Source organism: Arthrobacter sp. H5, assembly GCF_000520595.1.
GTDB lineage: Bacteria > Actinomycetota > Actinomycetes > Actinomycetales > Micrococcaceae > Arthrobacter_D.
On the sequence record NZ_KI915026.1, the window covers coordinates 107,039 to 113,072 of the forward strand.

General features: G+C 63.7%; 7 protein-coding genes. 5 read left to right on the forward strand and 2 right to left on the reverse strand.

What is annotated here, in order from left to right; genetic code table 11:
• Positions 1-618: DUF993 family protein (locus Y708_RS26560; protein WP_035776898.1), on the reverse strand; the 618-nt coding region annotated here is incomplete at its 3' end.
• Entirely contained in the window at positions 615-1,751 is a 1,137-nt protein-coding gene (locus tag Y708_RS0119560) for a Gfo/Idh/MocA family protein (RefSeq protein WP_035776946.1), read from the reverse strand. The genes Y708_RS0119560 and Y708_RS26560, both read right to left, overlap by 4 nt.
• Positions 1,752-1,979: 228 nt before the next feature.
• Between Y708_RS0119560 and Y708_RS0119565 the strand changes: the two genes are divergently transcribed.
• The 5 genes from Y708_RS0119565 (at position 1,980) to Y708_RS0119590 (ending at position 5,912) form a co-directional block, all read left to right on the forward strand.
• The gene (locus tag Y708_RS0119565) at positions 1,980-2,987 is read left to right on the forward strand and encodes a LacI family DNA-binding transcriptional regulator (protein WP_028281221.1); all 1,008 of its coding nucleotides are present in this window, start codon (positions 1,980-1,982) and stop codon (positions 2,985-2,987) included.
• Positions 2,984-4,105, forward strand: a complete 1,122-nt coding sequence (locus Y708_RS26565; RefSeq protein WP_051479203.1) for a glycerate kinase — start codon at positions 2,984-2,986, stop codon at positions 4,103-4,105. Before Y708_RS0119565 ends, Y708_RS26565 begins: the two co-directional genes overlap by 4 nt.
• A gap of 181 nt (positions 4,106-4,286) precedes the next feature.
• Positions 4,287-4,607: a hypothetical protein gene (locus Y708_RS0119575; protein WP_028281222.1), complete on the forward strand. Its 321-nt coding sequence runs from the start codon at positions 4,287-4,289 to the stop codon at positions 4,605-4,607.
• Positions 4,608-4,698: 91 nt separating this feature from the next.
• Positions 4,699-5,247, forward strand: a complete 549-nt coding sequence (locus Y708_RS0119580; protein WP_081747031.1) for a DUF4870 domain-containing protein — start codon at positions 4,699-4,701, stop codon at positions 5,245-5,247.
• Positions 5,248-5,717: 470 nt separating this feature from the next.
• A complete protein-coding gene (locus Y708_RS0119590; RefSeq protein ID WP_028281224.1) occupies positions 5,718-5,912 on the forward strand; it encodes a helix-turn-helix domain-containing protein in 195 nt (64 codons plus the stop codon).
• Positions 5,913-6,034: the final 122 nt, after the last annotated feature.

The following is a 6,034-nucleotide window of genomic DNA, read 5'->3' on the forward strand; positions in this document are numbered from 1 at the left end:
GAGCCAGTGCAGAATCACTGGCTCGTCCGCTTCGGCGAGCAGAATTCCGTACACGTACTCATAGTCCTCGGGACCCTGCGCAACGGCAGCAAGCGCGCGGGACGCCATGAGGATCACCTTCGCGCCGGCGTCGGACACCACTTTGATCTGCTCGCGGTACGCCTCGATAACGGCGTTCAGGCCGGCCCTGCCGGAGGGCAGCGTGACAAGGTCCAGCTGGTCGGTCCCGGCACCGCAGGCGAGGAGGTCGCGCACGGTCTTGTCCCGGGTTGCGGGCGCCTGTGAACCAACGACGACGGCGGCCTCGGCACCCGAGCGCCGGATCAGTTCCTGCGTAGCCGGCCAGTCGAGACCCATCCCCCGCTGTGCGGTGTCCATGGCATCGGCTACTCCCAGCCCATAGGACCACAGCTCGTGGCGGTAGGCCAGCGTGCTTTCCCAGTCCAGCACGGCACGTGCGCCGGGGGTGTTATCCGCGGTGACCTTGGGAATGACATGCGCGGCCGCATACGTCCGCCGGGCGGTCAGCGGCGCCGAGGGTTTTGGCCAGGTGGTGGCCTCACGCAGCTCGTAGCGTTTCAACGGGCCCTGTGCGGTGGGCAGGTACAGGGAGGTCATAGCGCAATCTCCGGAATGTCGAGGGTTCGGCGTTCGGCCGAGGACTGCAGACCAAGTTCCGCCAGCTGAACACCGCGGGCCGCTGAGAGCAGGCCGAAGCGGTGTTCGCGGCCGGCGCTGACATCGCGCAGGAATTCTTCCCACTGCAGCTTGAAACCGTTGTCCAGCTCGGCGTTGGCCGGCACGTCCTGCCACTGGTCCCGAAAGGACTCGGTCACGGGCAGGTCCGGGTTCCATACCGGCTTGGGGGTGTGCGCGCGCTGCTGTGCAACGCACTTGTTCAGCCCGGCCACCGCCGAACCATGGGTGCCGTCCACCTGGAATTCAACCAGCTCATCGCGGTAGACCCGAACGGCCCATGAGGAGTTGATCTGCGCGAGCACCGGGTGGCCGGCGGGTGTCTCCAGTTCAAAGATGCCGTACGCGGCGTCGTCGGCGGTTGCCTTGTACTCCCGGCCCTGTTCATCCCAGCGGGCGGGGATGTGGGTGGCGGTTTTGGCATTCACGGACTTGACCGTGCCGATGATGCCTTCCAGCACGTAGTTCCAGTGGCAGAACATGTCGGTGGTCATGCCGCCGCCGTCCTCCTTGCGGTAGTTCCAGGAGGGGCGCTGGGCGGATTGCTGGTCGCCTTCGAACACCCAGTAACCAAATTCGCCGCGGAGGGACAGGATCCGGCCGAAGAAGCCTTCGTCCACCAGGCGGCGCAGTTTCACCAGACCCGGCAGATACAGCTTGTCGTGCACAACGCCCGCCGTCACGCCGGCGCTTCGCGCGATGCGGGCAAGTTCCACTGCCTCGTCGAGGGTTTCCGCGGTGGGCTTTTCCGTGTAGATGTGCTTGCCGGCGGCCATGGCCTTTTTCAGTGTTGCCGCACGCAGGGAGGTCATTGATGCGTCGAACACCACGTCCACGGTTGGGTCATTGATGATCCCGTCCAGATCAGTGGTCCAGTGTTCCACCTTGTGCAGTTGCGCCAGTTCGCGGATCCTCGCCTCGCTGCGTCCCACCAGGATGGGCTCCACCTGCACCCGGCTGCCATCGGCCAGTGTGACGCCGCCCTGCTCGCGGATGGGCAGGATGGACCGCAGCAGATGCTGCCGGTAACCCATGCGGCCGGTGATGCCGTTCATAGCGATGCGGATGGTCTTCGTATCAGTCACGTTTACTCCTGGGGCCTGGCGTAAAAATAGGTGGAAAGCGCTTTCCAATATATGCTGGTTGCAGAACTCCCGTCAAGGGCAACTGAGCTATTAGACGCAATCCATGGACGCTCCCGCAGCAATTGTTGGCATAACGGCCCAAGTCGGCCTGTTCCATCACTGTCCGGGAGATACAAACGCAAACTTAAGGGGACATCAATGGCAGCTGTAACCCTGTCCGGCGTCGCCCGACACGCCGGGGTTTCGCTGGCGACCGCCTCCCGGGTGCTCAACGGCTCCGACCGCCGCCCGGCGGAGAAGATCGCAGAGCGCGTCCGCGCAGCGGCCCTTGAGCTCGGCTACGTTCCCAACGCACAGGCGCAGGCCCTGGCGCGGTCCTCCACCGGCCTGGTTGGCCTGGTGGTGCACGACATTTCCGACCCCTACTTCTCCTCCATTGCCCGGGGAGTCCAGCACGCGGCCCGCGGATACAATCGGCAGGTACTCCTGGCCAGCACGGATCCATCCGAGACCGCGGAGTGGGACGCCGTCAGCGCCTTCGCGTCCCACCGAACCGACGCCATCATCCTTGCCGGTTCCCGCAAAGTGGCCCCCGAGCCCGATCTTGAGCGTGAACTTGTCCGCTACGAAAAGAACGGCGGACGGGTGGTCACCGTGGGCGGCTCCCCCGGCGCGGGCATTACCCTGCCTGTGGGTAATTACGACGGCGCGATGGCCCTGGTCGCGAAACTCATCTCCCAGGGTCGAAACAGATTCGCGATCCTTGCAGGACCGGAGGGCCTGAACACAGCCCGTGACCGGGTGGCCGGGTTTGCCGCCGCATTGGAGGCCGCACACCTGGCGCCTGCCGCCGTCATCGTCAGTGAATTCACCCGCGAGGGTGGCTATGACGCCGCCCAACAATGCTGGGAGCAACTTGGCGGCGAGCGCGGTGTCTGCCTGCTCGCGGTGAACGACGTCATGGCCATCGGGGCGATCGCGGGGTTGCGGAGCATCGGTGTGGCTGTGCCGGCGGACGCGCTGGTGACGGGGTTCGATGACATTCCTACCCTGCGCGATTACTGTCCTGGCCTGACCACCGTCCGGTTGCCGCTGGAGCTGATCGGCGAGAATGCCGCACATCTCGCATTTTCCCAGGGCGGCGGGAATCCCGGCGTCATTACCGGAGAAATCATTCTCCGCGAATCCACGGAGACACCATCATGAAAATCCTTATTGCGCCGGACAAGTTCAAGGGCACCCTGACCGCTCTTGAGGCGGCCGAAGCCATGGCGCACGGGGTGCGTGACGTCCTGCCGGATGCTGACATTCGCACCCAGCCCATAGCCGACGGCGGCGAGGGAACCCTGGAGGCTGTACTTGCCGCGGGTGGAATCCGGCAGGAGACCACCGTGAGGGGGCCTCTGGATTCGATGATCACAGCGCCTTGGGCGCTGCTTGGCTCTACTGCTGTTATTGAGACTGCGCGCGCAAGCGGGCTGGAGCACATCACGCCGTCTGCTGCGTCCGCGGGCGCTGCGCACTCCTATGGCAGCGGGGAGCTGATCCGCGCGGCTTTGGACGCCGGTGCCACCGACATTGTGCTGGGCGTGGGCGGGTCGGCCATGACGGATGGTGGATCAGGTGCGCTGTACGCACTGGGCGCGCGGGCCTATGACGACGACGACGCGGAGCTGGGTCTGGGCGGACTGGTTCTGTCCCGTGCGGCGCGGGTTGATGTGGCGGGGCTGGACCCGCGGTTGGCCGGCGTGACCCTGCGCATAGCCGTGGATGTGCAGAATCCGCTCCACGGGCCCGAGGGCGCGGCGCATGTCTTCGGGGAGCAAAAAGGGGCCGGCGCGGCGCTGCGGACGGAACTGGATGCGGCGCTGAAAAACTGGGCCCGGGTGCTTCTTGACGCTGCAGGTGTCCAGGTACAACAACCCGGGGCCGGGGCTGCAGGCGGTTTTCCGGCAGCGTTCCTCGCCTTCGCTGACGCTGCCCTGGAACCGGGATTTGCACTGGTTGCCGACCTGACCGGGCTCGAATCCGAGCTTGCCGATGCGGATCTGGTGATAACAGGCGAAGGCTCCCTTGACGCCCAGTCGGAGTTTGGCAAAGCGCCGCTGGGACTGGCCGACGTTGCGCACCAGCGTGGAATCCCGGTCATTGCGGTTGCCGGACGGATCAGCCTCACGGCTGAGCGGCTTGGTGCCCACGGCGTGGTGGCTTCGTGCGCGTTGGGCGAGGTGGCGCCGTCGTTGGAGGAGTGCCTGGCCAATGCTGGACTATATGCGCGCCGTGCAGTCGAACGGGCGCTGCGGGCGCACCTCGGGGACCACTGACCTGGTTTTGACCTACCATTCCGTGCAACTTTGAACCCTGCTGGAACGGTGACATTTCCCCCTACTGCGGCGGTCACAATTCCTTGTCACGTCCTGCACGCGATTTTCGGGAATGTCGGACTAATATCAAGGTGTGACCTGCGGAGGCGGTGTCCATGAGCACTGTCGGGGGTACAACTAAATGGCGCGAGAGCGGGTGCATTATCCGTTGAAGTTCCGGCGTGCCCGGACTGTGCTTTATGCCATGATCGCCTTCTGGTTGTGGACCTGGCTGGGAAGCGCGGCATTCATCGCCGGCCTCTTCTACTCGCCGCTGTACGCCATCACTGCCATGTATGCATTGTTCACCGGTGTCCTCCTGTCCATCCCGGTGGCTGCGCTTGCAGTGATCCAGATGATCCTGAATCCGCCGCAGAGATTCGATGACGACGTCGTTATCCGGTTGGGTGCCCAGCGGCAGCAGACAGGGCGCGCCCGCCCCCACGAACGGCGCGTTTCCTAAGCGGCCACGCTTACCCATTGCATTCCCCGGCAAAGACCGGATACTGAAAGCAAGCAGTGCACTGCTGCTTCCATTCGGCTAAGGAAACGCCATGACAACTTCATCTTCGGACCCGCAGGAGTTCAATCAGAAGCCGGAGGGGGCCGCCGATCCGGCCCCTCCGATCACCTCGCCCCACACACAGCCAGCGGGTGGCCCGGGGCCGCAGTATTCGCCGCCCGTTGGGCAAGGAAACCAGTATCAATCGCCGCCCGTTGGTCAAGGCGGCCAGCCCTATACTCCACCGGCGAGTGGGCCGGCACCGGCCCTCAACCCGGCCGACGATAAACAGTGGGCAACTTTTGCTCATTTCGGCGGGGTGCTGGGTGTTCTGCCTTCCCTGATCATCTACCTGGTTTTCAAGGACCGCGGCCAGTTCACCCGGCAGGAGTCACAGGAGGCCCTGAACTTTCAAATCACGGCGGTGGCCGCGTGGTTTGCTGTCCTGATCCTCAGCTTCATTCCCCTGATTGGGCTACTTTTCTCCCTGCTGTTCTTCGCAGTGTGGATAGGAGTGATTGTGTTCTCGGTTATCGGCGGCATTGCGGCCAACAAAGGCCAGCCCTACCGCTACCCCATCTCCTACCGCATCATCAAGTAGCGTTACCGCGAATTACCCCGGGCCCGGACCGGCGCCCGGGGCGATCCTTTGCGTAACCTTCGCTGAAGGCGCTCCGTCATTACTCTGCAGCGGCCGTTTGAGCGTACTTCGCTTGGACCGCTTCCCAATCTCCGGCTGCGGCACTCGGGTCCATCCACATAACCGCCCACTGATGGCCGTCGGGATCTGCAAACGCGCGGGAGCGCATGAACCGTGGTGGAACTCCTTGGACCGTTCGGGGGGGTACTGATGTGCAGAACATCGAACGATCTTTCGGCGGCGATAACTAAGGTGCCATCTCCCTGCAGCGGACAAGCCCTTTTCATAGAAACAACTCGAACCTTCGTCGACTACTCGGTTTGAGAGCCCAAAAAAACACGTAGCGGCTACTCGTGCGGAGACAACAAGGAACGGTCACTGTTAACAGGGTCACAGAAGTGACGAATGTGTTCCAAGGAGTAGGTGTACCAATGGCACAGAACAGACCGATGACGACGAACTTTCTGACAGTTTCGGAGATAGCTGCCAGGATGCGGGTCTCAAAAATGACGGTGTACCGTCTGGTGAAGTCCGGTGCCCTGAAGGGGATCCGGTTCGGCCGCTCCTACCGGGTATCGGAAACGGCTGTGGAGCAATACCTCAAATCCGTCAATCCCGGACACTGATTCGTGGCTCGTCATCCTGCTGACGGCACAGGCGCCAGTAGCGCCAGTAGCGCTGCGCGCGAGCGAGAACGAGAGACGGGTGCGCTCCAACCCCACCCTCCCCGGACTGCTTACCATCCGCC